The sequence below is a fragment of the Micromonospora echinofusca genome (assembly GCF_017614955.1).
Taxonomy (GTDB): Bacteria; Actinomycetota; Actinomycetes; order Mycobacteriales; family Micromonosporaceae; genus Micromonospora; species Micromonospora echinofusca_A.
Genome location: NZ_WVUH01000074.1, coordinates 1 through 23,678 on the forward strand (window position 1 = coordinate 1; position 23,678 = coordinate 23,678).

23 protein-coding genes are annotated in these 23,678 nt (G+C 71.7%); 10 read left to right on the plus strand and 13 right to left on the minus strand.

Annotated features, from left to right (window positions below; all coding sequences use genetic code 11):
- From GSF22_RS11310 to GSF22_RS11325, 4 genes are all read left to right on the plus strand, one after another.
- The coding region (locus GSF22_RS11310; RefSeq protein WP_208813480.1) for a nitrite/sulfite reductase at window positions 1-1,645 on the plus strand (1,645 nt) is incomplete at its 5' end.
- 13 nt (window positions 1,646-1,658) lie between these two features.
- Window positions 1,659-1,820: a hypothetical protein gene (locus tag GSF22_RS11315; protein ID WP_208813481.1), complete on the plus strand. Its 162-nt coding sequence runs from the start codon at window positions 1,659-1,661 to the stop codon at window positions 1,818-1,820.
- Complete coding sequence (locus GSF22_RS11320) at window positions 1,817-2,578, plus strand: phosphoadenylyl-sulfate reductase (RefSeq protein WP_208813482.1); 762 nt, start codon at window positions 1,817-1,819, stop codon at window positions 2,576-2,578. The genes GSF22_RS11315 and GSF22_RS11320 overlap by 4 nt, the downstream gene beginning before the upstream one ends.
- Entirely contained in the window at window positions 2,560-3,438 is an 879-nt protein-coding gene (locus GSF22_RS11325; RefSeq protein WP_208813483.1) for a sirohydrochlorin chelatase, read from the plus strand. Before GSF22_RS11320 ends, GSF22_RS11325 begins: the two co-directional genes overlap by 19 nt.
- A 291-nt stretch (window positions 3,439-3,729) precedes the next feature.
- Here the strand turns inward: GSF22_RS11325 and GSF22_RS11330 are convergent, their stop codons facing one another.
- Together GSF22_RS11330 and GSF22_RS11335 are read right to left on the minus strand one after the other, a co-directional pair.
- Entirely contained in the window at window positions 3,730-3,987 is a 258-nt protein-coding gene (locus GSF22_RS11330) for a WhiB family transcriptional regulator (protein WP_208813484.1), read from the minus strand.
- A gap of 428 nt (window positions 3,988-4,415) precedes the next feature.
- On the minus strand, window positions 4,416-5,366 hold the full coding sequence (locus GSF22_RS11335; RefSeq protein WP_208813485.1) for a diacylglycerol/lipid kinase family protein: 951 nt from the start codon (window positions 5,364-5,366) through the stop codon (window positions 4,416-4,418).
- 43 nt (window positions 5,367-5,409) lie between these two features.
- On the opposite strand from GSF22_RS11335, the gene GSF22_RS11340 reads away from it, so the two are divergent.
- Window positions 5,410-5,799, plus strand: coding sequence for a hypothetical protein (locus GSF22_RS11340; RefSeq protein WP_208813486.1), 390 nt, complete (start codon window positions 5,410-5,412; stop codon window positions 5,797-5,799).
- 102 nt (window positions 5,800-5,901) lie between these two features.
- On the opposite strand, the gene GSF22_RS11345 is transcribed toward GSF22_RS11340, so the two are convergent.
- The 3 genes from GSF22_RS11345 to sodN are packed head-to-tail and all read right to left on the minus strand — an operon-like array spanning window position 5,902 to window position 7,268.
- Window positions 5,902-6,309, minus strand: coding sequence for an ATP-binding protein (locus GSF22_RS11345; protein ID WP_208813487.1), 408 nt, complete (start codon window positions 6,307-6,309; stop codon window positions 5,902-5,904).
- Between the two features lie 24 nt (window positions 6,310-6,333).
- Window positions 6,334-6,867 (minus strand): N-acetyltransferase family protein, encoded by a 534-nt coding sequence (locus GSF22_RS11350; RefSeq protein WP_439957760.1) that lies wholly within the window; start codon window positions 6,865-6,867, stop codon window positions 6,334-6,336.
- Window positions 6,864-7,268, minus strand: a complete 405-nt coding sequence (gene sodN, locus GSF22_RS11355) for a superoxide dismutase, Ni (RefSeq protein ID WP_208813488.1) — start codon at window positions 7,266-7,268, stop codon at window positions 6,864-6,866. The genes GSF22_RS11350 and sodN overlap by 4 nt, the downstream gene beginning before the upstream one ends.
- An 84-nt stretch (window positions 7,269-7,352) precedes the next feature.
- On the opposite strand from sodN, the gene GSF22_RS11360 reads away from it, so the two are divergent.
- The 4 genes from GSF22_RS11360 to GSF22_RS11375 all read left to right on the plus strand — a co-directional run bounded on the left by GSF22_RS11360 (window position 7,353) and on the right by GSF22_RS11375 (window position 11,722).
- Complete coding sequence (locus GSF22_RS11360; RefSeq protein WP_208813489.1) at window positions 7,353-7,673, plus strand: S24/S26 family peptidase; 321 nt, start codon at window positions 7,353-7,355, stop codon at window positions 7,671-7,673.
- Window positions 7,674-7,811: 138 nt separating this feature from the next.
- Window positions 7,812-8,990, plus strand: coding sequence for an NAD(P)-dependent malic enzyme (locus tag GSF22_RS11365; protein ID WP_208813490.1), 1,179 nt, complete (start codon window positions 7,812-7,814; stop codon window positions 8,988-8,990).
- A 76-nt stretch (window positions 8,991-9,066) separates the two neighbouring features.
- Window positions 9,067-10,029 carry a zinc-binding dehydrogenase gene (locus GSF22_RS11370; protein WP_208813491.1) on the plus strand — a complete coding sequence of 321 codons (963 nt, stop codon included), beginning with the start codon at window positions 9,067-9,069 and terminating at the stop codon, window positions 10,027-10,029.
- A 604-nt stretch (window positions 10,030-10,633) separates the two neighbouring features.
- Window positions 10,634-11,722, plus strand: a complete 1,089-nt coding sequence (locus GSF22_RS11375) for a hypothetical protein (protein WP_208813492.1) — start codon at window positions 10,634-10,636, stop codon at window positions 11,720-11,722.
- Window positions 11,723-11,853: 131 nt separating this feature from the next.
- Here GSF22_RS11375 and GSF22_RS11380 read toward each other — a convergent pair whose 3' ends face one another.
- On the minus strand, window positions 11,854-12,843 hold the full coding sequence (locus tag GSF22_RS11380; RefSeq protein WP_208813493.1) for an alpha/beta hydrolase family protein: 990 nt from the start codon (window positions 12,841-12,843) through the stop codon (window positions 11,854-11,856).
- Window positions 12,844-12,896: 53 nt separating this feature from the next.
- Window positions 12,897-13,841 carry an alpha/beta hydrolase family protein gene (locus tag GSF22_RS11385; protein WP_307803918.1) on the minus strand — a complete coding sequence of 315 codons (945 nt, stop codon included), beginning with the start codon at window positions 13,839-13,841 and terminating at the stop codon, window positions 12,897-12,899.
- Window positions 13,842-13,998: 157 nt separating this feature from the next.
- On the opposite strand from GSF22_RS11385, the gene GSF22_RS11390 reads away from it, so the two are divergent.
- Window positions 13,999-14,163 (plus strand): hypothetical protein, encoded by a 165-nt coding sequence (locus tag GSF22_RS11390; RefSeq protein ID WP_208813495.1) that lies wholly within the window; start codon window positions 13,999-14,001, stop codon window positions 14,161-14,163.
- Window positions 14,164-14,205: 42 nt separating this feature from the next.
- Here GSF22_RS11390 and GSF22_RS11395 read toward each other — a convergent pair whose 3' ends face one another.
- From GSF22_RS11395 to GSF22_RS11420, 6 genes are all read right to left on the minus strand, one after another.
- Complete coding sequence (locus GSF22_RS11395; RefSeq protein WP_208813502.1) at window positions 14,206-15,324, minus strand: acetate/propionate family kinase; 1,119 nt, start codon at window positions 15,322-15,324, stop codon at window positions 14,206-14,208.
- Between the two features lie 28 nt (window positions 15,325-15,352).
- A complete protein-coding gene (gene pta, locus GSF22_RS11400) occupies window positions 15,353-17,419 on the minus strand; it encodes a phosphate acetyltransferase (protein ID WP_208813496.1) in 2,067 nt (688 codons plus the stop codon).
- A 90-nt stretch (window positions 17,420-17,509) separates the two neighbouring features.
- A complete protein-coding gene (locus GSF22_RS11405; RefSeq protein ID WP_208813497.1) occupies window positions 17,510-17,689 on the minus strand; it encodes a DUF6104 family protein in 180 nt (59 codons plus the stop codon).
- Window positions 17,690-17,758: 69 nt separating this feature from the next.
- Window positions 17,759-21,532, minus strand: a complete 3,774-nt coding sequence (locus tag GSF22_RS11410; RefSeq protein ID WP_208813498.1) for a multifunctional oxoglutarate decarboxylase/oxoglutarate dehydrogenase thiamine pyrophosphate-binding subunit/dihydrolipoyllysine-residue succinyltransferase subunit — start codon at window positions 21,530-21,532, stop codon at window positions 17,759-17,761.
- Between the two features lie 263 nt (window positions 21,533-21,795).
- Window positions 21,796-22,632 carry an ABC transporter permease subunit gene (locus GSF22_RS11415; protein WP_208813499.1) on the minus strand — a complete coding sequence of 279 codons (837 nt, stop codon included), beginning with the start codon at window positions 22,630-22,632 and terminating at the stop codon, window positions 21,796-21,798.
- Window positions 22,629-23,567: an ABC transporter ATP-binding protein gene (locus GSF22_RS11420; RefSeq protein ID WP_208813500.1), complete on the minus strand. Its 939-nt coding sequence runs from the start codon at window positions 23,565-23,567 to the stop codon at window positions 22,629-22,631. Before GSF22_RS11420 ends, GSF22_RS11415 begins: the two co-directional genes overlap by 4 nt.
- Between the last annotated feature and the right edge of the window lie 111 nt (window positions 23,568-23,678).

The window sequence follows — 23,678 nt, forward strand, 5'->3', positions numbered from 1 at the left end:
CCCGCGTGGTGAGGGGCAGTGGGCGCTGGGCCACCGGGAGCCGCTCAATCCGAACGAACGCAACAAGAAGGACGACAACCCGCTCAACGTCCGGGCCCGGATCGAGAACATCTACGCGCACGGGGGCTTCGCCTCGATCGACCCCTCCGACCTGCGGGGCCGGTTCCGCTGGTGGGGCCTCTACACCCAGCGCAAGGCCGGCATCGACGGTGGGCGGACCGCCGTGCTGGAGCCGCACGAGCTGGAGGACGAGTACTTCATGCTCCGGGTCCGCATCGACGGCGGACAGCTCACCCTGGCCCAGTTGCGGGTGGTCGCGGACATCTCGCAGCGCTACGCGCGGGACACCGCCGACATCACCGACCGGCAGAACATCCAGTACCACTGGATCCGGGTCGAGGACATGCCGGAGATCTGGCGCCGGCTGGAGTCGGTCGGCCTGCAGACCACCGAGGCGTGCGGTGACTGCCCCCGGATCGTGCTCGGCAGCCCGGTCGCCGGGGTCGCCGAGGGGGAGGTGGTCGACCCGACCCCGGCCATCGACGAGATCGTCCGGCGGTACGTGGGCAACCCGGAGTTCTCCAACCTGCCCCGCAAGTTCAAGACGTCGATCTCCTGGCTGGTCGACACCCCGTACGAGGTCAACGACATCTCGTTCCTGGGCGTGGAGCACCCCGACCACGGCCCCGGCTTCGACCTCTGGGTCGGTGGCGGACTGTCGACCAACCCGATGCTCGCCCAGCGGCTCGGGGTCTGGGTGCCACTGGCCGAGGTACCGGACGTCTGGGCCGGCGTGGTCGGGATCTTCCGGGACTACGGCTACCGTCGGCTGCGGCACCGGGCCCGGCTGAAGTTCCTGGTCGCCGACTGGGGCGTGGCGAAGTTCCGCGAGGTGCTGGAGAAGGAGTACCTGGGTCGGGCCCTGCTGGACGGGCCACCGCCGGCGCTGCCGGAGAAGCCGGTCGACCACATCGGGGTACACGCCCAGCGGGACGGCCGGTACTACGTCGGCGCCGCCCCGGTGGTGGGCCGGGTCTCCGGTACGCAGCTCGCCCAGCTCGCCGACGTCGTCGAGGCGCACGGCAGTGGCCGGGTCGCGCTCACCCCGTACCAGAAGCTGCTGGTGCTGGACGTGCCGGCGGACCGGACCGACTCGCTGGTCGGCGCCCTGCGCGGCATCGGGCTGGAGGCGTTCCCGTCGGCCTGGCGGCGCGGCACCATGGCCTGCACCGGCATCGAGTACTGCAAGCTCGCCATCGTCGAGACCAAGGCGCGGGGCGAGGAGGTGGTGGCCCGGCTGGAGGAGCAGCTGCGCGGGTTCGACGCGGACATCTCCATCCACATCAACGGCTGCCCGAACGCCTGCGCCCGTACCCAGACCGCCGACATCGGTCTCAAGGGGCAACTGGTCGTCGGCCCGGACGGGCGCCAGGTGGAGGGCTTCCAGGTCCACCTGGGCGGCGGCCTGGGCATGGCGCAGGGCCAGAACGCGGGTTTCGGCCGCAAGCTGCGCGGCCTGAAGACCACCGCGGACGAGCTTCCCGGGTACGTCGAACGACTGGCCCGGCACTACCTGGCCGGTCGGACCGAGGGCGAGACGTTCGCCCAGTGGGTCCACCGGGCCGACGAGGAAGAGTTGCGATGAGCGAGGTGACGCGATGAGCGAGAACAGAGCCGCGCCGCTCTACTGCCCGTACTGTGGCGAGGAGGACCTGCGCCCGAACGAGCAGTCGCACGGCGCCTGGGAGTGCCACGCCTGCGCGCGGGTCTTCACGGTGAAGTTCACCGGCCTGCTCGCGCGGGGGGTGACCCGGTCATGAGTCCGGTTTCCGCAGTGGGGCTCGGTCTGGTCTCGCTCGGTGCCGCCCCCGGTACCGACCCGGCCCGGCGGTCGGCCGACGAACTGCGCGCCCTGGCCGAGGCAGCCGGGCGGGAGCTGGAGGGCGCGCCGGCGGTGGAGATCGCCCGCTGGGCGGCCGAGACGTTCGGTGACCGGTTCTGCGTGACCAGTTCGATGGCCGACGCGGTGGTGGCCCATCTGGCCTCGCGGGTGGCTCCCGGGGTGGACGTGGTCTTCCTCGACACCGGCCTGCACTTCCCGGAGACGCTGCGGGTACGCGACGAGGTGGCGCGTACCCTGCCGGTCACCGTCCGGTCCGTCCGACCCCGGATGACGGTGGGGCAGCAGGACGGCGAGTACGGCCCCCGGCTGTTCAACAAGTCCCCGGACAACTGCTGCCAGCTCCGCAAGGTCGAGCCGTTGGAGCGGGCCCTCGACGGGTACGACGCCTGGGCCACGGGACTGCGTCGGGACGAGTCGCCGACCCGGGCCAACACCCCGGTGGTGGCGTTCGACGCGCGGCGCGGCAAGGTCAAGGTCAACCCGATCGCGGCGTGGACCCAGCGGGAGGTCGACGCGTACATCCACCGGTGGAAGGTGCCGGTCAACGACCTGTTCCGGCAGGGCTACAGCTCCATCGGGTGCTGGCCGTGCACCCGCCGGACGAAGGCCGGGGAGGACGCCCGGGCCGGCCGGTGGGCGATGTTCGAGAAGACCGAGTGCGGGCTGCACCTCTGACCCCCGGGCCGGGCGGCGCGGTGGTCCTGGTCGCCCACGGCAGCCGGGACCCGCGCGCCGCCGCGTCCACCCGGGCACTGGTCCGGGCGGTCCGGACGGCCGTTCCCGACCTCGCGGTCCGGGAGAGCTACCTGGACCACACCAGCCCGGCGCCGGACGTCGTACTGGGGGAGCTGGAGGCCGACGGGCACCCCGTCGCCTTCCTGGTGCCCCTGCTGCTGACGGCGGCCTACCACGGCCGGGTGGACGTCCCGGCGGCCGTGGCACAGGCCCGCTCGGCGGGTCTGCGGATGCCGGTCCGGGTCACCCGGGTCCTCGGGCCCGAACCCGGCCCGACGGACGGGCCGCCGGTAGGCCCGTCGGGTGGAGCGCCGGTCGGCCCGGTGGACGCACCGCCGGTCGGCCCGGTTCCCGGGTCCCCGGCCCGGGTGGCCGGGCAGTCGACCGGGTGCGACCCGGTGCACGGTGCGCTCCTGGCCGGTCTGCGCCGTCGGCTGACCGAGTCGGCGCCGGACGGTTTCGACGGGGTGGTGCTGGCGGCGGCCGGTACCCGGGACGCCGCCGCCCGGCTGACCGTGGAACGGGCCGCAGCGGTGCTCGGGGCGTCGCTCGGGGTGCCCTGCGTCGCCGCGTACGCCTCGGCAGCGTCCCCCACCGCCGATGTGGCGGTGGAGGGGCTCCGGGCGGCCGGCGCCCGCAGGGTGGCGGCGGCGGCCTACTTCCTCGCCCCCGGACGGCTCTACGACGTCGCTGCCGCCGCTGCGCGGGATGCGGGCGCGGTGGCCGTGGCGGCACCGCTCGGTGACGCTCCGGAGTTGGTGGAGTTGATCCTGAGTCGGGTGGGATCCGTGATCGGATGATGACTGTCGATAACGACGGTGATCATCTACCGAATGCGAGCCGACCCTACTTATCGGAAAGTGATCGCGATCGCACGGTGAGAAGTGGCCCCGGTCTCATCGGTGAACCGATCGCCACCGCTTATTCGTTTAGTAACGACGATCGCAGCGCTTGGTGACGGTCATTCAGGAGATGTGAGTGAGGCCATTCAGGTCTTACCCGAGTGGCTGACTGATCGTTCAGTCGCGGTAGATGCAGAACGCCCCGGCGGGGGAAGACCGCCGGGGCGTTGATGCTTCGGTGCGGATGGATCAGGCGGAGTGAGCGCGCAGCACCCGGAGGCCACCACGACGCTTCACGGCGCGCCGTTCCTCCTCGCTCATCCCGCCCCAGACGCCAGCGTCCTGACCGGATTCGAGGGCCCACTTGAGGCACTCTTCGGTCACGGAGCAGCGCCGGCAGACGGCCTTGGCCTGCTCGACCTGCAGAAGCGCGGGGCCAGACGTCCCGATCGGGAAGAACAGCTCCGGGTCCTCGTCGCGGCAGACAGCATGGTGACGCCAGTCCATGGCGGCAACACTCCTCAATCTGGTGGGTGGCAGTTGTCGCTTGTTGCTAGATCTTTTTCCTATATGCATCCGCGGCGCCGATGGTGACGGTTCGCGTCCATCAATTCGGCAGCGCGTGAGCAGGCTGTTGGGCCCAGGGGCCTACTGGGAACCGCTTGGCGTAGTAAGCATATCCAAGCAATGTCCCGGTAACTCAAGTTCGCTTGTGAATACTTTCACGAACTTTCCCAATGTCAAGAGTGGCGCTCAGAAAAACTCCGAACGGGTGAGCAAGCTCACGACCCTTTTGTCCGGGTTCCACAGCGTGCTGGCACCCGTCATGCGACAGCCAAGAATCAATATAGTACAGTCCGTGCGACAATGCTGGCATTTCCGGCACCTGCCCTTCGCTGCCGGATCGGGGGCGACACCCAGGCAGTACCCGAGGGTCAGCAGATTACTCGCAGTGCGGCCGGTACGGAGGTGAAACGCACCTTCTCCCGCTCCCCGAGGTAGTCCCCGTCCAGCTGGAAGGGTTGCGGACGGGACGAAACCAGGACGAACTCGTCCAGATCGTGGAGCCGGAACACGTGCCGGCCGTGCGGATCGGGGCGCCGGGAGAGGATCTGGGCAGCGGTCCGGGCCGTACTGGCCACCCGCAGTTGGCGCAACGCCATCACGTCCAGCCCCAGGTCGAAGGAAGCCTCCGGATTGGGATTGACCTCACGCTCACCCAGGTAGGTCCACGGGGCGGTGTTCTGCACGATCACGGTCGCCAGCTCACTCTCGGCCGGCGCACCGGGCCGCTCCAGCCGGATCGCCGGGTGCCGTCGGTCACTGCCCACGAAGTAGTGGCTGACCGCGGACCGCAGGTACAGCGCCGGAGTGGAGACCCGGCCCTTCCGTCGGGCGCTCTCCACCCGGTGCACGACGGCGGCGTCCAGTCCGAAGCCGGCGCAGAAGGTGAAGTAGCGGTCGTCGGCCCGGCCGAGCCCGATGGTCCGGGACCGCCCCAGCCGGAGCGCCTCCAGGATCATGCTCGTCCCCTCCGGCCACTCCCGGGGCAGCCCCAGGGCACGGGCGAAGACGTTGGTGGAGCCACCGGGGACGGTTGCCAGCGCCGGCAGCCGCTCGGCGGACGGCCGGGCCGGGTCCACGGTCGCCGGCTGGGCGGTGAGCAGGCCGTTGACCACCTCGTTGACCGTGCCGTCACCACCGAGGGTGACCACCAGGTCCACGCCCTCATCGGCCGCCTCCCGGGCCAGGTCGGTCGCGTGTCCCCGGCGCCGCGTGTAGCGGACGGTGAGATCGACTTCGCTGCGCAGCGCCCGGACGAGGACATCCCGGCTGCGCTCACTGGTGGTGGTGGCTTTGGGATTGACCACCAGGACGGCCCGCATGGGCGGCACTGTACCGTGCGTGACCCCGGGTATCGTGGCGCCCGTGACGATCGACTCCGACCCGGTCCCGCCGCCGTTGCGCTGGGCGGTCCGGCTGCTCCGCGCCGAATCGGTCGGCCTCGGACTGGTCGCCGCGTTCCTGGTCTACGAGGACCTCACGGCTACCGCGGTGGACCTGCTCTCGGCTCTGCTGATCACGGCCTTCGCCATCGGCGGCGCGGTCGCCCTGTGGGCCCTGGGCAGCGCCCTGGCCCGCCGTCGGGCCGGCGCCCGGGCACCGGCGATCGTGCTGGAGCTGATGCTGCTCCCGGTCGGCTACTACATGGTGCAGGGCGGGCTGGGCTGGCTCGGCGTGCCGCTGGCCCTGCTCGGGCTGCTGGTGGTGGGTCTGCTGGTGAGCAGCCCTACCAACCGGGCACTCGGATTCGACTGATCCGTCGGACGGACCGGGTCAGATTCGCCGGCACCGGTGGCTGTCGGGCGACGACGTCCTGTCCTTTGACCCGATCGACACGTCGGCCGCCGGGCGACCCGGTCAGCGGCCGGTGCCGCGCCGGGTGAGCAGCCCGATGGTGGCCCGGCCGCCGGCCATGCCGGCCGTCGCGGAGGTGGTCAGCGCGGTCAGCACCTTCCAGGCGAACGACGACTCGGCGGGCAGCCGGGCGCCGGCCACGGTCGGCACCGTCACCTCGACGGTCAGCGCGTCCTCGGTGACCGCGAAGCGGCAGTCCAGCTCGGCGTCCCGGGTGGCGACGGCGAGCAGCATCGCGCACGCCTCGTCCACCGCGATCCGCAGATCCTCGATCTCGTCGAGGGCGAAGTGCAGCCGGGCGGCGAGCCCGGCGGTCGCGGTACGCAGCACGCCGAGGTAGCCGCCGTCCGCGGGTACGGTCAGCAGCACGACGTCGTCATCGATCGTCGACTGGCCGGTCAGTTGAGTCACGCCTCATCCCCCTGGACGGGGACTCTACCCTCTCGGACGCCCGGCGGGCCGGTCGCCGTCCCCGGCGCGTCCGGCCAGCGCCCGCAGGGCCGCCCCGCTGAGCCGGTACGGCACCCACTCGGTCATCTGGACCGCCCCGACGGCCCGGTAGAACTCGGCCGCCGGGTTCCAGTGGATCATCCACCACTCCAGCCGCTGGTAGCCCCGCTCGACGCAGATCGCGGCGAGGGTGGCGAGCAGTTGCCGGCCGGCGCCGGTGCCCCGGGCCGCCGGGCGGACGTAGAGATCCTCCAGGTGGATGCCGTGCACGCCGGCCCAGGTGGAGAAGTTGAGGAACCACAGCGCGAAGCCGACCGGGGTGTCCGTGGCGTCCACCGCGACGTGACCGAAGAGCGCGGGCGCCGGGCCGAAGAGCGCGGCGTGCAGTTGCTCCCCGGTCAGGTGACACTCGTCCGGGGCCTGTTCGTACTCGGCCAACTCGTGCACCATGGCGACGATGGCCGGCACGTCGGTCACCCGTGCCGGCCGGATCGTCGGTGCGTCGACCGCAGGGGTCACGCCTGCTTGGTCTCCCGGAAGATCTTCGCGATCTCGTCGATCTTCTGGAGCAGCTCGTCGGCCTTGGCCGGGTCCGCCGAGCCCTTGGCGCCGCTGGCCCCGGCCAGCTTGGTCGCCTCGTTGAAGAGCTGGTGCAGGTGCGGGTACTTCTCGAAGTGCGCCGGCTTGAAGTAGTCCGTCCACAGCACCCAGAGGTGGTGCTTCACCAGCTCGGCCCGCTGCTCCTTGATGATCAGCGCCCGGGTACGGAACTCGGGGTCGGTGTTGGCCTGGTACTTCTCACAGATCGCCTTGACCGACTCGGCCTCGATCCGGGCCTGGGCCGGGTCGTAGACACCGCACGGCAGGTCGCAGTGGGCGCTGGCAACGACGCGTGGCGAAAGGATGCGGGGAAGTCGCATCAGGACCCTCCAAGGAAAGTTTGCGATGATCCAAGCCGACATTACTCCTGCACCACCCGCCCTACGGTCCGGAGGCCGAACTCGATGCCGTCCGCCCTGTACGCCGTACTGGTGACGGGCCCCTCCATGGCACCGACGCTGCGGCACGGCGACGCGGTCCTGGTCCGGCGGGGCGGGCGGGCGGTCCGGCCCGGTGACGTCGTGGTCGGGGTCTTCCGCAGCCGGCCCGGTCTGCTCGTGGTCAAACGGGCGCTCCGCGCCACCGACGGGGGCTGGTGGGTGCAGGGGGACAACGGGCTGGTCACCGACGACTCCCGGGCCTACGGGGTGCTCGACGTGCAGGGCCGGGTGGTGGTCCGCTACTGGCCCCGGCCCAGGTGGCGATTCCGTTACCCCCGAGTATGACCCTGCTCACATCCGCGACCAACCCTCGGAACTATGCTCGGCAGGTGCCCGGGTGACCCCCGCACCGCTGTGCCCGCTCAGCGCCGACCGGGTGTCGAGCCGGCCGTTCCAGCTGCTCGACAGACCCTGGAGTCACCGATGTCTGCGTCCACTGTGGATCCTGCTGATCCCGTTTTCCGTCTGCACACCGGCGGCAAGCTCGCCGTCGCCTCGACCGTCCCACTGGCCAGCCGGGAGGATCTCTCCCTGGCGTACACCCCCGGCGTGGCCCGGGTCTGCGAGGCGATCGCCGCCGACCCGGCCCTGGTGGACGACTACACCTGGGTAGGTCACACGGTCGCCGTGGTGACCGACGGCTCCGCCGTACTCGGCCTCGGCAACATCGGCCCCCGGGCCGCCATGCCGGTCATGGAGGGCAAGGCCGCCCTGTTCAAGCAGTTCGCCGACGTCGACGCGGTGCCCATCTGCCTGGACACCCAGGACGTGGACGAGATCGTCGCGGTGGTCACCGCGCTCGCCCCCTCGTTCGGCGGCATCAACCTGGAGGACATCAGCGCGCCGCGCTGCTTCGAGGTCGAGCGCCGACTGGACGAGGCCCTGCCCATCCCGATCTTCCACGACGACCAGCACGGCACCGCGATCGTCGTACTGGCCGCCCTGCGCAACGCCGCCGCGCTGCTCAACCGCAAGCTCGGCGACCTGCGGGTGGTGGTCAGCGGGGCCGGCGCCGCCGGGGTGGCGGTGACCCGGATGCTGGTGGCCGGCGGGGTCAACCCGGGCGACATGGTCATCTGCGACTCGCGCGGCATCCTCGGCCCCGACCGGACCGGCCTGACCGGGGCCAAGGCGGAGTTGGCCGCCACCACCAACGCCGCCGGGCGGACCGGCGACATCACCGTGGCGCTGCGCGACGCGGACGTGCTCATCGGGGTTTCCGGCGGGCAGATCCCCGAGGAGGCGGTCGCCGGGATGGCCCCCGGCGGCATCGTCTTCGCCCTGGCCAACCCGACCCCCGAGGTGCACCCCGAGGTGGCCGCGCGGCACGTCGCGGTGATCGCCACCGGACGCAGCGACTTCCCCAACCAGATCAACAACGTGCTGGCCTTCCCCGGGATCTTCCGGGGCGCCCTGGACGCCCGCGCCACCCGGATCACCGACGCGATGAAGGTGGCCGCCGCCGACGCGATCGCCGCCGTGGTGGCCGACTCGCTGACCCCGGACGCGATCGTCCCCTCGGCGCTGGACCCCCGGGTAGCCCCGGCGGTCGCCGAGGCGGTCGCCGAGGCGGCCCGTCGCGACGGCGTCGCCCGCCGCTGAGGTGCAAGGAAGGGCCCCTTCTTAACGCTTCCGGTAGAGGAAGGGGCCCTTCTTAACCGCCCCGCACGTTGCTAACGTGCGGATCATGCGTGCCGCCTATGCCTCCGCCTTCGACGCCGACAACCCGCTCGCCGCGCTGACCGTGGGGGAGCGGCCCGAGCCGGTCCACCCGGCGGACGACTGGGTGACGGTGCAGGTCCGGTCCAGTTCGCTCAACCACCACGACCTCTGGTCGCTGCGCGGGGTGGGACTCGCCGGGGACCGGCTGCCGATGATCCTCGGCTGCGACGCGGCCGGTATCGACCCGGACGGCAACGAGGTGGTGGTCTACCCGCTGATCGCCGACCCGGGCGACCCCCGGGGGATCTCCATCCTCTCCGAGCACTTTCCCGGCACCTTCGCCGAGCGGGTCGCCGTACCCCGGGAGAACCTGGTGCCCAAGCCGGCGGACCTCAGCTTCACGGACGCGGCGTGCCTGCCCACGGCGTGGCTCACCGCGTGGCGGATGCTGACCACCAAGGGCCGGCTGGACTCCGCCGACGCGGTGCTCGTGCAGGGCGCCGGCGGGGGCGTGGCGACCGCCGCCGTGGTGCTGGCGGTCGCGTCCGGCAAGCGGGTCTACGCGACCAGCCGGGACGCCGCCAAGCGGGAGCGGATCGCCGCGCTCGGCGCCACCGCGCTGGAACCCGGCGCCCGGCTGCCCGAGCGGGTCGACGTGGTGATCGAGACGGTCGGAGCGGCGACCTTCGACCACTCGTTGAAGTCGGCGGCGCCGATGGCCCGGATCGTGGTGTCCGGCGCGACCGCCGGGCACGAGCCGAAGGTCAACCTGCGGCGGGTCTTCGCGATGCAGTTGGAGATCCTCGGTACCTCGATGGGCACCCCGGACGAACTCCGCGACCTGATGGCGTTCTGCGCGGAGCGGAAGGTCCGGCCGGTGGTGGACGCGGTGTACCCGTTCAGCGAGGTGGCGCAGGCGTTCGCGCGGCTGCACTCCGGCGAGGTGTTCGGCAAGGTGGTGCTGGACCACACGGCCTGAGCGAAGGCGGCAGCCGGCGGCGGTGCGCGAAGCCGTCGGCCCGCCGCCAACGGCGGTGGTCGAAGGTGGCGACCGTCGCTGTCGCCGTCGCCGTCGCTGTCGCTGTCGCTGTCGCCGTCGCCGGTGGCGTTGGCGGTGGCGGTGGCGGTGGCGGTGGGCGAAGCCGGCGGCCCGTTGGCGGTGGCGGTGGGCGACGGTCCGGACACGCCGCGTACGCATCGTGAAAATCCGGACTTTTCCCCGGCGCCGGGCCGGCCGGTCCGATCGGAAGGTGCCCGGAAAGGCAGGGCGAAACCATTCCCTAAGCCCACCCACATATGCACTTCATAACTGCTTAAGGTTGCCGGATCCGTCGCTGCCGCAATGCGCGGCAAGGCTCCCGGTGTGCTCCGGAAATCCCGTTACAGTCGTGCCGATCCGCCCGTCTGAAGGGCGGTACGCAGGTTGGAGGGGTTTGATCGTGAGTTCATCGGCAGCCAGTAACCGTCCCGTCGGTGCGGTTCTCCGGCGCTGTGTGGCAGGGCTCGTGGTCGGTGCCGTGGCGATCACCGCCGGGTACGTCGGTACCGGCAGGGCATCTGCCGACGACACGGGTTCACTGGTCGTGACCAGGGACGGTACCGTGATCGAGGGTCAGCAGGTGGCGGGCTACATCCACGTCCGGGCCAACAACGTCACCATCAGGGACACCACCGTCCGCTACGGCGGAAGTCACGCGGTACGCGTCTTCGACGGCTACACCGGCACCACAATCGAACGCAGCAAAATCTACTGCACAGCGACCAAGACAAATGGAATCGTGTTCGGTGGTTATGCCGCCCGCCAGGTGGACATCACCGGCTGTCGAAACGGTTTCATGCATTCGTCCGCGCTTCCCGCGACAATTGTCGACTCCACCTGGAACGGTACGGCCGTGTCCGTCGGGGACGACCCCGTCACCGGGCCGGACGGCACCCCCGACGGGTACCCCGGGCCGGACAGCACCGGGGTCCCGGCCGGCACGTCCCTGCGCCGCAGCGGCTCCCTCACCCTCGACCAGGACGGCCAGGTGGTCACCGGTCTGGACATCGTCGGCTGCGTGACGGTGACCGCCCGGAACGTGGTGATCCGCAAGTCCCGGATCACCTGCGCCGACCGGTACTCGGTACGCACCATCGGCGCGGAGAACCTGCTCGTGGAGGACGTCGAGATCGACGGTCAGGGGCGCAACTCGGCGGCGGTCTGCTGCGGCGACTACACACTGCGCCGGGTGGACGTCCACGACGTCATCGACGGCCCCCGGCTGGGCGACCGCACGGTCGTCGAGGACTCCTGGATCCACCACCTGACCCGGCAGGACGGCTCGCACAACGACACCCTCCAGACCACGGGGGCGACCGACATCCTGGTCCGGGGCAACCGGCTGGACGCGTACAACCCGGACACCCGGGACCCGTTCAACGCCTGCCTCATGATCGGTTCCACCACCGCCCCCCTGGTGGCGGACCTCACCTTCGAACGGAACTACTGCAACGGCGGCAACTACTCGCTCGGCGTCCGCGACGACCTCAACGGCGAGCGGATCGTCTTCCGGGACAACGTCTTCGGCCGCGACTACCGCTTCGGGATCATCGCCCGGCCGAACCAGGACGGCCTGTCGTGGGACTCCGACAGCAACGTCTGGCTCGACACCCGGCTGCCCGTGGTGCACTGACCGGCCAGGACGCCCACTCCGGGCGCGTGGCAGCGGGACGCCCGGCAGCGGGACGCCCGGCGGTGGCAGGGCGGCGGCAGGGCGGTGGACCGCCGGGAGGGGTAGGGAGGACGCTCCCGGCCCCTCCCGGCTCACAGTTGGTCGTCGAGGGTGGCCAGACCGCCCCGGGCGGCGTCGGCCGGCAGTCGCCGCTTCGCCGCCGCGTCGCCGTACAGGGACCAGCGCAGGAACTCGACCGTGGTGTCCGCCACCACGGCGAACGACCGGTCGTCGCCGCGCAGCAGCGCGCGCCCGTGGTCACCGTCGGGCAGGCTGAGCATCGCCTTGGGCCACGGTACCGCCTCGTACGCGGCCCGCCCGGCCGAGTAGGAGACCACCTCGTCGCGCTCGCCGTGTACGAAAAGCTGCGGCGCGTCGGTACCGGCGAACGCGGTACCGACCCCGAGCGCACTGCCGGCGAGCACGATCCCGGCATCCAACCGGTCGTCCCGCTCGACGGTGAACAGCCCCACCGTGGTCACCCCGCCCGCCGAGTGACCGGTGGCCGCCACCCGGTCGGTGGCCAGCCGGCCCCGCAACGGGTCACCCGCCCGACCGTCCAGCGCGAGCACCCGGGTCAGCACGAACGACACGTCCGCCGGCTGGTTCAGCACGTCCAGGACGTCGTAGCGGGCCGCACCCCGGCTCGTCCCCGGGAAGGTGGGCGCGGCGACCACGAACCCGGCCGCCGCCCACCGGCCCAGCAGCGCCGCGTAGTCCGCCGGCCGGGCGGTCAGCCCGTGACTGAACACCACCACCGGGAACCGGCCCCGGGCCGCCGGCCGGCCGCGTCGGGGGTCACCGCCGGGTGAACCGGTCGCCGGGTACCAGATCGTCACCGGCAGCGCGCGGTCACCGTCCCGGGTCAGCTTCAGCTCGCGTACCCCGACCGCGAACGGCTCGGCCGGCGCGGAGCCGGCGGGTACCGGCGACGCGGACGGTCGGGGACCCCCGGCCGGCGCGGACGCGGCCGGGGCCGACGGGCCGTCGTCCCGCCACCGGGCGCCGTCGTCGGAGCAGCCGGCGAGGGCCACCGTGAGCAGGGCGGCGGCGAGCAGAGCGGGGGTACGGCGTCGGCGCATGTCACCGATTGTGCCGCGCCGGCCGGAGGCGCCGACCGGCCCCGGCGGTCCGCTCACCAGTGCCGGACGAACCCACTGACCCCCGGCCGGTACGCGGTACCGGGGATCCGGTCCCGGGCGGCCCGGTCGTCGCGCAGCCGCCAGCGGAGGAAGTCCGTGGTGACCGCGACCACCTGGTCGAACCCGGGCCGCCCCGGGGCGAGGTACTCGCCGTGCCCCTGGCCGGTGACGGTGAGGAACGCCCGGGGCCACCGGGCCCGCGCGAAGGCCGCCCGACCCACCGCCACCGGCACGACCGGGTCGGCGTCACCGTGCACGAAGAGCAGATGCGCCGCCGGTCCCGCGTAACTGCCGGGCAGCCCGCCACCGGCGATCACGATGCCGGCCCGCAGCCAGGCGGGATGCCCCACGGTGAACATGCCCGAGGTGGTGAACCCGCCCGCCGAGTGCCCTGCGGCGGCCACCCGGCGCGGGTCGAGGTGCCCGGCCAGCGGGTCCGCCGGGTCGAGCCGGCGCAGGTGACGCAGCACCTGCCAGGCGTACCCCGGCTGGTGCCGGACGTCCGCGCGGGTGAACCCGGCCGCTGTCTGGCTGGTACGCGGGTAGGTCGGCGCGACCACCACGAACCCGGCCGCCGCCCAGCGGCTGGTCAGAGCGGTGTGGTGCACCGGCAGGCTGTGCAGACCGTGGCTGTACAGCACGACCGGGAAGCGGCCCGGGGCGACCGGGGCGCCGGGGCCGTCGTGCCGGGCCGGGTACCAGACCGTGACGGCGAGCCGGTGCCGGTGGACCGGGACGTCGAGGGTGCGTACCCCGACCGGGTGGTCGGCGGTGCTGACGGTGACCGGCCGACCGTCGGGGGACCCGGCCGGGGCGGCGGTGACCGCCGACGCCCCCGCCGTACCCTCCGGGGCCACGGCTGCCGTCGGCCCCCACGCGCCGAGGACGACCGACAGCAGCCCGACGACCACGCCGGTCACCAGCCGTCGACCGTCCACGCCTCGACGGTAGGGCGGGCGGGGGGCCGCCCGGTCCAGCCGACCGGGCGGGTACGTCCGCCGGCCGGGCTGATTTGGTCGTCCACTCCGCCCGGCCGCCGCTGACCAGCGGCGCACGGGACACCGACGGGACGCCGGCTTCGCTACCCTGATCGCCATGTCGGACAAGTACGTGGACCCGAGCGGTGACACCGAGGCGTTCCGGGCCTTCGCCAACGATCCGCAGGCCCCGGCGGGCGGGCCGTCGAAGCTGCCCATGATCGTCGGCGCGGTCGTGGCGCTGCTGGTGGTCCTCCTGGTCGCCTGGTTCCTGCTCGGCTGAGCAACTACTCAGCCTGAGCACCGCTCAGGCGCGGGAGGCGACTCAGGCGGCGGTGACCGCCGTCCGGGTCTGCTGGGCGATCTCCAACTCCTCGTCGGTGTGCACCACGCAGACCGCCACCGCGCCGTCCTCCGGGGAGACGACCCGGTCCCCGCTGCCCGCGTTGCGCTCCGGGTCGACGTGTACCCCCCAGCCGGCCAGCCCGTCCAGCGCCGCCGCGCGGACCGGTGCCGCGTGCTCGCCCACCCCGCCGGTGAAGGTGATCGCGTCCAGCCGGCCGAGCAGCGCGTGGTACGCCCCGACGTACCCCTTGATCCGGCGGCAGTAGACGTCGAAGGCCAGACCCGCCGCCGGGTCCCCGGCCGACCGGCGGTGCAGCACCTCGCGCATGTCGTTGACCCCGGTCAACCCGCGTAGCCCGCTGCGGTGGTTGAGCAGATCGTCGATCTCGTCGACCGCCAACCCGCCCTCCCGCCGCAGGTGGAAGATGATCGTCGGGTCCAGGTCACCGCTGCGGGTACCCATCACCAGCCCCTCCAGCGGGGACATCCCCATCGAGGTGGCGACACTCCGGCCACCCTCGACGGCACACGCGCTGGCCCCGTTCCCCAGGTGCAGGGTGATCGTGTTCAGCTCGTCGTACCGCCGCCCGAGCAACTCCGCCGTACGGCGCGAGACGTACGCGTGCGAGGTGCCGTGGAAGCCGTACCGCCGGATGCCGTACCGCTCGGCGGTGGCCAGCTCGATCGCGTAGGTGGCCGCCTCCTCCGGCAGGGTGCGGTGGAACGCGGTGTCGAAGACCGCCACCTGGGGGACGTCGGGCAGCAACTCCCGGGTGACCCGGATGCCGGCCAGGTTGGCCGGGTTGTGCAACGGGGCGAGCGGCACCAGGCCGGTGACCGCGTCGAGCACCGCGTCGTCGATCAGGGTGGGCTCGGCGAACCGGACCCCGCCGTGCACCACCCGGTGTCCGACGGCGACCAGCCCGGTCAGCTCCAGCGAACCGAGGATGCCCCGGACCGCCGCCTCGTGGTCGGCCGGCCCGCCGCCCGGTTCGCCGATCCGTTCCACCGTCCCGCCGTCGACCACCTCCGACCCGGCGTAGAGCCGGTACTTGACCGACGACGACCCGCAGTTCAGCACCAGCACCCGGTCGGCCACGTCGTCGTTCCCGCTGCGCCCGCCCACGTCAGTCCTCCACCGCTGCCGCCTGGATCGCGGTGATCGCGACCGTGTTGACGATGTCGGCCACCGTCGCGCCCCGGGACAGGTCGTTGACCGGCCGGCGCAGACCCTGCATCACCGGACCCACCGCGACCGCGCCGGCCGAGCGCTGCACCGCCTTGTACGTGTTGTTGCCGGTGTTCAGGTCCGGGAAGATGAAGACCGTCGCCCGCCCGGCGACCTGGCTGTCCGGCAGCTTGGTGGCCGCCACCGTCGGGTCGATCGCCGCGTCGTACTGGATCGGCCCCTCGACCAGCAGGTCCGGCCGGCGTTCCCGGACCAGTTTCGTGGCGGCGGCGACCTTCTCCACGTCGGCACCGGCGCCCGAGTTGCCGGTCGAGTAGGACAGCATCGCCACCCGGGGCTCGATGCCGAACCGGGCCGTGGTGTCCGCCGAGGAGATGGCGATGTCGGCGAGCTGCGCCGCGTCCGGGTCGGGGTTGACCGCACAGTCGCCGTAGACGAGTACCCGGTCGGCGAGGAGCATGAAGAAGACGCTGGAGGCGACCGAGACCCCCGGTACGGTCCGGATGATCTCGAAGGCGGGCCGGATGGTGGCCGCGGTGGTGTGGTTCGCCCCGGAGACCATCCCGTGTGCCCGCCCGGTGTGCACCATCAGGGTGCCGAAGTAGTTCGGCTGGGCCACCACGTCGTGGGCGTACTCCCGGTTGATCCCCCGGTGGGCCCGCAGCGCCGCGTAGCTGTCGGCGAACTCCTCCCGCCATTCGCTGGTCGCCGGGTCGACCAGCTCGGCGCCGCTGATGTCGATGCCCAGTTCCCGGGTCCGCCGGGTGATGTCGTCCGGGCGCCCGAGCAGGGTCAGGTCGGCGACGCCCCGGCGGAGCAGGATCTCGGTGGCCCGCAGGATCCGGTCGTCGGTCCCCTCCGGCAGCACCAGGTGCCGGCGCTGGGCGCGGGCCCGGTCGATCAGGTCGTTCTCGAACATCAGCGGGGTGACCCGCTCGGAGCGGCTGACCCGCAACCGCCGGGCCAGGTCGACGGTGTCCACCGCCGACTCGAAGGCGCCGAGCGCCGCCTCCACCTTGCGCGGGTTGGCCGCGCTGGGCCGCCCCTCGATCCGGCTGGACGCGGCCACCGTGTCGTAGCTGTCGCTGGTCACCGAGAGCACCGCGAAACCGGTGTTCAGCCCGGCCACCAGCCGCATCGCCCTCGGGTCGGGCTGCTCGCCGAGGGTGAGCACCACCCCGGCGACGGCGACCTGCCCGGCGACGTGCGCGGCGCTCGCGGCGACCAGCAGGTCGGCCCGGTCCCCGGGGGTGATCACCAGGGACCCCTCGGTGAGATGGTCGAGCAGGGTCGGCACGTGCGCCGCCCCCACGACGTAGTCGAGCACGTCACGGCCGAGGGCGTGCTCGTCCCCGGCCAGCAGGGTGGCGCCGAGCGCCGCCGCCACCTCGGCCACCGTCGGCGCCGACACGGTCGGCACCTCCTCGATGGCGTACGCCGGGACGGGCAGGTCCGGCAGCGTCATCGGCCCGGGGACCCGGTTGGCGACCACCGCCAGCACCGTCGCGCCCAGGTCCGCCAGATCGTGGTACGCGCCCCGGGCCGCCGCGGCGACCGTCTCCGCGTCCTGGCCGAAGCCGTCGATGACGGGTACCACCACGCTGCCGAACTCGGTGGCGAGCCGGGCGTTGAAGGCCAGCTCCCGGGGGTTGCCGGGGTCGGCGGTGTCGTCGAAGTCGCTGCCGACCACCACCATCGCCGGGCAGCGTCGCTCCACCGCCCGGTACCGCTCGACGATGCGGGAGATCAGTTCCTCGCGTCGGCCGTCGGCGACCAGGGCGGTCGCCTCGGCGTAGCTGACCCCGTGCAGGTCGTCGTAGGGCAGGTCGATCCGGTACCGGTCGTGCAGCAGGGCGAGGATCGGGTCCGGCCCGGACCCGGCGGTCAGGGGGCGGAACGCGCCGATCCGCTCGACCTGCCGGGACAGCAGTTCGGCGAGGCCGAGCGCGACCGTCGACTTGCCGCCGCCGTGCCCGACGCTGGTGAGGTAGACACTGCGTGCCACGGCTTCAACCTACAAGATCGCGCAGCCGGCCGCCCGGGTCCTTCGGCCCGGGACCGGCCGGTCCCGGGCCGGGCAGGGTGGATCCGCTACTCAGTCCTCGTCCTCGTCGTCCAGCCGGGCCAGCCAGGTGGCGAAGCGCTCGATCGGCGTCTCGAACTCCGGGTTCAGGTCGACGAAGTCGCGCAGCCGCTCGCCGAGCCACTCCAGGGTGACGCTCTCCTCACCCCGCCGGTCGACCAGTTCCTCGATCCCACGATCGGTGAAGTACATGTGGTTCCCTCCTCACGACGCGGCAGGGCAGGCCCCGGTGGGCCTGCCCTGCCGACTCAGCTCACGGCATCAGGGCCGGGGGAGCGCCGCCTCGATCAGCGCGGTCTGCTCCACGTCGTGCATCTTCGCCGAACCGACCGCCGGGGCGGCCGCCGCCGGACGGGAGATACGGCGCAGCCGTACCCCGTCCAGGTGCTCCAGCAGGTTGAGCGCGACGAACGACCAGGCGCCCTGGTTGGCCGGCTCCTCCTGCACCCAGGCGAAGTCCTCGGCGTTCGGGTACCCGGCCAGCGCGGCCCGGATCTCCTCGACCGGCATCGGGTAGAGCTGCTCGACCCGGAGGATCGCGGTGTCGGTGATGCCGCGCTCGTTACGGGCCTGGAGCAGGTCGTAGTAGATCTTGCCCGAGCAGAGCAACACCCGCTTCACCGCCTCCGGGGCCGGGTTGGCCGAGTCGGCCAGCACCGGCTGGAACCGGCCGTTGGTGAACTCCTCCACGCTGGACACGCAGAGCTTGTGCCGCAGCAGGGACTTCGGGGTGAAGACGACCAGCGGCTTGCGCTTCGGCGACAGGGCCTGGCGGCGCAGCAGGTGGAAGTAGTTCGCCGGGGTGCTGGGGATGGCCACCCGCATGTTGTCCTCGGCGCAGAGCTGGAGGAAGCGTTCCGGCCGGCCCGAAGTGTGGTCCGGACCCTGCCCCTCGTGTCCGTGCGGCAGCAGCAGGGTCACCGACGAGCGCTGCCCCCACTTGACCTCACCGGAGGAGATGAACTCGTCGATCACCGACTGGGCGCCGTTGACGAAGTCGCCGAACTGGGCCTCCCAGCAGACCAGCGCCTCCGGGTTCTCCACCGAGTAGCCGTACTCGAAGCCCATCGCGGCGTACTCGCTGAGCAGCGAGTCGTGCACGAAGAACCGGGACCGCTCGCCGTCGGCGGTCAGCGACTTCAGCGGGATGTAGTCGTCGCCGGTGACCGAGTCGACGATCGCCGCGTGCCGCTGCACGAAGGTGCCCCGTCGGGAGTCCTGACCGGCGAGCCGGACGGTGACCCCGTCCTGGAGCAGCGTGCCGAAGGCGATGATCTCGCCGAAGCCCCAGTCGATCCCGCCCTCGACGGCCATCTTGGCCCGCCGGTCGAGCAGTTGCTGGATGCGCTTGTGCGGGGTGAAGCCCGCCGGCAGGGCCACGTGCGCCTCGCCGACCGCCCGGACCGCGGCGGCGTCCACCGCCGTGTCGACCTGCGGCTCGGGCTCCTCCTGACGGCGGGGGCGGGCCGGCACGCTGGGCGTGGTGGCGGCGTCCCGGGTGGCCTTGAAGACCCGCTCCAGCTGCGCCTGGTAGTCGCGCAGCAGCTCCTCCGCGTCCTCCACGGTGATGTCCCCGCGCCCGATCAGCTCCTCGGTGTAGAGCTTGCGCACCGAACGCTTCGAGTCGATGATCTTGTACATCTGGGGGTTCGACATCGACGGGTCGTCACCCTCGTTGTGGCCGCGCCGCCGGTAGCAGACCATGTCGATGACGACGTCCTTGTTGAACGCCTGGCGGTACTCGAAGGCGAGCCGGGCGACCCGGACCACGGCCTCGGGGTCGTCCCCGTTGACGTGGAAGATCGGCGCCTGGATCATCCGCGCCACGTCGGTGCTGTAGAGGCTGGACCGGGAGTACTCCGGGGCGGTGGTGAAACCGACCTGGTTGTTGACCACCACGTGCACGGTGCCGCCGGTGCGGTACCCGCGCAGCTGGGAGAGGTTGAGCGTCTCGGCCACCACGCCCTGGCCGGCGAAGGCCGCGTCCCCGTGCACCGCCAGCGGCAGGACGGTGTAGCCCTCCAGCTTCAGGTCGATCCGGTCCTGCTTGGCCCGGACGATGCCCTCCAGCACCGGGTCGACCGCCTCCAGGTGGGACGGGTTCGCCACCACCGAGACCTTGACCGAGTGCTCGCCGTCCGGCGTGCTGAACTTGCCGTTCTGGCCGAGGTGGTACTTCACGTCGCCGGAGCCCTGGGTGGAGCGCGGGTCCAGGTGCCCCTCGAACTCGGAGAAGATCTTCTCGTACGGCTTGCCGACGATGTTGGCCAGCACGTTCAGCCGGCCCCGGTGGGCCATGCCGATGACGACCTCGTCCAGCCCGCTCTCGGCGGACGCCTCCAGCACCTCACCGAGCAGCGGGATCAGCGACTCGCCGCCCTCCAGCGAGAAACGCTTCTGACCGACGTACTTGGTCTGCAGGAAGGTCTCGAACGCCTCGGCCGCGTTGAGCCGGTTGAGCACGTGCTTCTGCTCGTCGGCGGTCGGCTTCTCGTACTTGCGCTCGATCCGCTCCTGGATCCAGCGACGCTCCTCCGGGTCCTGGATGTGCATGTACTCGATGCCGACCCGGCGGCAGTAGGTGTCCCGCAGCACGCCGAGGATGTCCCGCAGCTTCTTCCGCTGCTTGCCGGCGAAACCGTTGACCGGGAAGACCCGGTCCAGGTCCCACAGGGTCAGCCCGTGCTGGAGCACGTCCAGGTCCGGGTGCTTGCGGATCTTGAACTCCAGCGGATCGGTGTCGGCCATCAGGTGGCCGCGCACCCGGTACGCGTGGATCAGCTCGTGCACCCGGGCGGTCTTGTTGATCTGACCCTCGGAGTTGACCGCGACGTCGCGCATCCAGCGCACCGGCTCGTACGGGATGCGTAGCGCGGTGAAGATCTGGTCGTAGAAGCCGTGCTCACCGAGCAGCAGCTCGTGCATGACCTTGAGGAACTCGCCGGACTGGGCGCCCTGGATGATCCGGTGGTCGTACGTGCTGGTCAGCGTGATGATCTTGCTGACCGCCAGCTCGGCCAGGGTGGCCTCGGACATGCCCTGGTACGGCGCCGGGTACTCCATGGCGCCGACGCCGATGATCGCGCTCTGCCCCTGCATCAGACGCGGAATCGAGTGCACCGTGCCGATCCCGCCCGGGTTGGTCAGCGAGATCGTCGTGCCGCCGTAGTCCTCCATGGTCAGCTCGTTGCGGCGGGCGCGCCGGACGACGTCCTCGTACGCCTGCCAGAACTGCCGGAAGTCCATCTGCTCGCAGGCCTTGATCGACGGCACCACGAGGTTGCGGGAGCCGTCCGGCTTGGTCAGGTCGATGGCGATACCGAGGTTGACGTGCTCCGGCCGGACCATCACCGGCTTGCCGTCGGCCTCGGCGTAGGAGTTGTTCATCTCCGGGTGCTCGGCGAGCGCCCGGACCATCGCGTACCCGATCAGGTGGGTGAAGCTGACCTTGCCACCGCGGCCCCGGGCCAGGTGGTTGTTGATCACGATCCGGTTGTCGACCAGCAGCTTGGCCGGGACGGCGCGGACGCTCGTGGCGGTCGGTACGGCCAGCGACGCGTCCATGTTCTGCACGATCTTGGCAGCCACCCCGCGCAGCGGCACGTTCTGCGTGCCACCGGCGGTCGGCTTGGCGGGCGCCGCCTTGGCGGGGGCCGGCTTCGCCGCAGCGGCCTGCGGAGCCGGGGCGGGCGCCGCCTTGGCCGGGGCGGCCGGCTTCTCCTGCACCGGGGCCGGCTTCTCCCGCACCGGAGCGGCGGCGGTCTGCGGGGCGGGCTTCGGCGGTGCCGTCGCGGCGGCCGGTGCCGGCTCGGCGGTCGGCTTCGGCTTCACGTCGGCGGTGGCCGCAGCGGCCTTCGCCGCGCCGCCGTTCGCCCCGCCCCCCGGTGCCGGCCGGTAGTCGGCGAAGAAGTCGTGCCAGGCCGAATCGACGCTGGTGGGATCGGCGAGGTAACGCTGGTACATCTCCTCGACGATCCACTCGTTCGGGCCGAAACCCGCCAGTGGGTTCTCCTGCGAAGTCTGCTGGGTCGACACGGCCGGTAATCGCCTCTTTCACGCGGGTTTGTGTGTCACGCGGGGTCCGCTGCGGCCCGTAGGGGCTTTGACAGAAGACGGTCCAAGGCTACGCCGTGTGCCGGGGCGGAGCATTTCCACCTCCGCCCCGTGTCATGTTTCACAGAAGGCGACAGAAAAACCCGAACCGCTGCGTCGGGCCGGACCGCCCGCTCCGGGCGGTACCCCGCCGTCGGCGGCGACTCCACAGCCTGCGGAGCCGCCGCCGACCGGCTGATCGACGGTCAGGAGATGTCCCGCCGCCGCATGATGATCGTGCCGACCGTGCCGGTCACCACGGCGTACGCGATCAGGACCGCCGCGCCGACCCACTGCGGTGGGCTGCCGGGCAGTTCGGTGCCGCTGATCATCAACGTGGACGCGATCGACGGCACGACGACCTGGAGGTTGTCGATCCAGTCCCAGCCCAGCCACTGCTGGAGGACGGTGAAGATGATGCTCGCGGCCGTCGTGCCGACCAGGTAGAGCACCACGGCGGTCACCGTCGCACCGATCTGGCTGCGGATCAGCACCCCGAACCCGACCCCGAAGATCCCCCAGAGCAGGTACGCCAGCAGGTTGAGCAGGATCGCCCGGATCACCCCGCCGTCGCCGAGCTGGCTGCCCAGGTCCTTGCTGGCCAGGTAGAGCGCCGTCGCGGGGATGGTCAGCACGGTGGTGACCAGCCAGAAGGCCGCACCGATCCCGGTGGCCGCGATCAGCTTCGCGACCACCACCCGGGTGCGCTGCGGGGTGGTGAGGAAGGTGGTGGTCGCGGTCTGGTGGTAGTACTCGTTCGTCACCACGATGATGCCCAGCAGCATCACGAAGAGCAGCCCGAAGAACTGCCCCGAGGTGTAGAGGTTCGCCGCCTGGTACGCCACGTCGGCCTGGGCCCGGATCTGCTCCGCCTGCTCCGGGTTGATCCCCTCCAGGTCCCCGATGCCGCCGTCGAGCATGGTGTTGGCGGTGAGCATGTTGACCAGGAAGGCCAGGGCGGTCATCAGCACGGCACCGAGGCCGAAGAGCCACCAGGTGTTGGTGGTGCGGATCTTGAGCAGTTCGGCACGGACGAGGTTCATCGGATGCCCGCCTTTCCGGCCGTCAGTTCGAGGAAGACCCCTTCGAGGTCGGGGCGTTCGGTGGTCAGCTCGTGCAGCTCCACCCGGGCGGCGAGCGCGGCACGTCCCACCGCTGCGGCGTCCACCCCGGTGACCAGGAGCCCGTCGGGCCCGTCCGGCTGCACCGTGGCGGACAACTCGGTCAGCGCCTTGGTCAGTTCGTCGGTCTGCGGGGTACGCACCCGGACCCGGCCGCTCTCGGCCATCGAGCCGATCACCTGCTCGACCGGCCCCTGCCGGACCAGCTGCCCGGCCGCGATGATCACCACGTCGTCGGCGAGCAGCTGCATCTCGGAGAGCAGGTGGCTGGAGACCAGCACGGTACGACCCTCGGTGGCGAGCGACTTGAGGAAGCCGCGCATCCAGCGGATGCCCTCCGGGTCGAGGCCGTTCGCCGGCTCGTCCAGGATGAGCACCTGCGGGTCGCCGAGCATCGCGGCGGCGATACCCAGCCGCTGCTTCATACCCAGCGAGTAGCCCTTGAACTTGCGCTTCGCCGCCGGGGTCAGCCCGACCAGGGCGAGCACCTCGTCGGCCCGCTGCGCCGGCAGGCCGGCGGCGGCAGCGATCACCCGCAGGTGGTTGAGCCCGGTCCGGCCCTTGTGCGCGCTGGACGCCTCCAGTACCGCGCCCACGTGCCGGCTCGGCGCGGGCAGGTCGGCGTACCGGTACCCGCTGATGGTGGCCGTACCCGAGGTGGGGGTGACCAGGTTCAGCAGCATCCGCAGGGTGGTGGTCTTACCGGCGCCGTTCGGGCCGAGGAAGCCGGTCACCCGTCCCGGTTCGACGGTGAACGACAGATCGTTGACAGCCCGGACGTTGCGGTACTGCTTCGTCAACCCGGAAACCACGATCTGACCGTTCCCGGTGGCGGGGCTTCGCTGCCCGTCGGACATCCTTCTCCTCACTTGGTGCGGTGGTGCGCCGGTGGTGCCCGGTACGCCGTAGCACAGCGTGACGGGTGACCGGGGCGGTTTCCATCAGACCGGTTCCCGAGATCCGTCTCC

Excerpts from the sequence above, each read along its gene's own strand:
- GSF22_RS11420 (WP_208813500.1), bottom strand. The coding sequence starts at position 23,567 with ATGTCCGACGGGCAGCGAAGCCCCGCCACCGGGAACGGTCAGATCGTG.
- GSF22_RS11330 (WP_208813484.1), bottom strand. The coding sequence starts at position 3,987 with ATGGACTGGCGTCACCATGCTGTCTGCCGCGACGAGGACCCGGAGCTG.
- sodN (WP_208813488.1), bottom strand. The coding sequence starts at position 7,268 with ATGCGACTTCCCCGCATCCTTTCGCCACGCGTCGTTGCCAGCGCCCAC.
- GSF22_RS11415 (WP_208813499.1), bottom strand. The coding sequence starts at position 22,632 with ATGAACCTCGTCCGTGCCGAACTGCTCAAGATCCGCACCACCAACACC.
- GSF22_RS11320 (WP_208813482.1), top strand. The coding sequence starts at position 1,817 with ATGAGTCCGGTTTCCGCAGTGGGGCTCGGTCTGGTCTCGCTCGGTGCC.
- GSF22_RS11365 (WP_208813490.1), top strand. The coding sequence starts at position 7,812 with ATGTCTGCGTCCACTGTGGATCCTGCTGATCCCGTTTTCCGTCTGCAC.
- GSF22_RS11335 (WP_208813485.1), bottom strand. The coding sequence starts at position 5,366 with ATGCGGGCCGTCCTGGTGGTCAATCCCAAAGCCACCACCACCAGTGAG.
- GSF22_RS11315 (WP_208813481.1), top strand. The coding sequence starts at position 1,659 with ATGAGCGAGAACAGAGCCGCGCCGCTCTACTGCCCGTACTGTGGCGAG.
- GSF22_RS11405 (WP_208813497.1), bottom strand. The coding sequence starts at position 17,689 with ATGTACTTCACCGATCGTGGGATCGAGGAACTGGTCGACCGGCGGGGT.
- GSF22_RS11380 (WP_208813493.1), bottom strand. The coding sequence starts at position 12,843 with ATGCGCCGACGCCGTACCCCCGCTCTGCTCGCCGCCGCCCTGCTCACG.
- GSF22_RS11390 (WP_208813495.1), top strand. The coding sequence starts at position 13,999 with ATGTCGGACAAGTACGTGGACCCGAGCGGTGACACCGAGGCGTTCCGG.
- GSF22_RS11360 (WP_208813489.1), top strand. The coding sequence starts at position 7,353 with ATGCCGTCCGCCCTGTACGCCGTACTGGTGACGGGCCCCTCCATGGCA.